This is a genomic window from Frankia sp. CeRuru1 (assembly GCF_977966315.1).
The window spans coordinates 1-978 of record NZ_CDWWEW010000541.1 but is presented as its reverse complement, the minus strand read 5'-3'; the positions used below and the strand labels follow the sequence as shown (position 1 = coordinate 978).

At 72.1% G+C, this 978-nt stretch carries 1 protein-coding gene; it reads left to right on the top strand.

Translation table 11 applies throughout. The features are described 5' to 3' along the window. Positions 1–209 precede the first annotated feature (209 nt). On the top strand, positions 210–978 hold a 769-nt coding region (locus tag AC08OP_RS24040), incomplete at its 3' end, for a class I SAM-dependent methyltransferase (RefSeq protein ID WP_476616254.1).

The following is a 978-nucleotide window of genomic DNA, read 5'->3' as shown; positions in this document are numbered from 1 at the left end:
TTACGGCCCACCGGGCCGGCGAACCAGCCAGCCTCCACCGGGACCAGCCCTGATCGCGTCCAAGACGGTCGCCATCGGGCCTACCCGCGGGGCGCATCCGGCCGCGTCAGAGAAACGGCGATCGACCGAGGTCCCGCGCTAACCCGCGTGGCGGATCGAGCCTTCGAAGTAGATGCGACAAAGTTGCGCCTGAGGCTACGCTCGCGTCGATGACAACCAGCGCATCCGAGCCTGCGGGGCATATGCCGACCGCCGGCGACCCCGCAGCCACCCGCCGGATCTTCGGCCCGCTGGCCGAGTCCTGGGACAGGCACAGCCAGCCCGACGGGATCCTGGTGCACTGGGCCGTCAACCTGACCCGCGTCCAACCCGGCGACCTGGTCCTCGACGTCGGCTGCGGCACCGGCGTGGCCCAGCCCGCGCTACGCGCGGCCACCGGCGCCCACGGCCGGCTACTCGGCGTCGACGTGACCGAGGAGATGCTGCGCGCCGCCACCCACCTGGGCCGCGACCGGCTCGCCCACCTGGTCCTCGCCGACGCCTGCCACCTTCCCCTGCCAGACAGCACCGCGAACGTCGTCTTCGCCGGCGGCCTCCTACCCCACCTGCACCATCCAGCACGAGCCCTCGCCGAGTTCCGCCGCGTAGCCCGCCCCACCGCCCGACTAGCGATCTTCCACCCGCTCTCCCGGACACGACAGCCCGGTTTCCCAATCCGGCGTTGCGGCTGCTGCTCGGGGTGCTGGCCGTCGCGCTGGCGATCGTCTGTCTGGCTGAGGCGACCTGACCGTTCGGTGGTGCGACCTGCCGCACCTGGGGCGTCCGGGCTTGATGGGGGCCCCGGTGTGAAGAACAGGTGCGACGCTGCGCCGTGGTGGGTGCGCGCGGCGCTGGCCGTCGTCAACGCATTGGCTGTGGGTTCGCGGGCTGGCTATGCGGCGTGGCGTCCGGCTGGCCGTAGGGGTGTGCTCGTAGTAC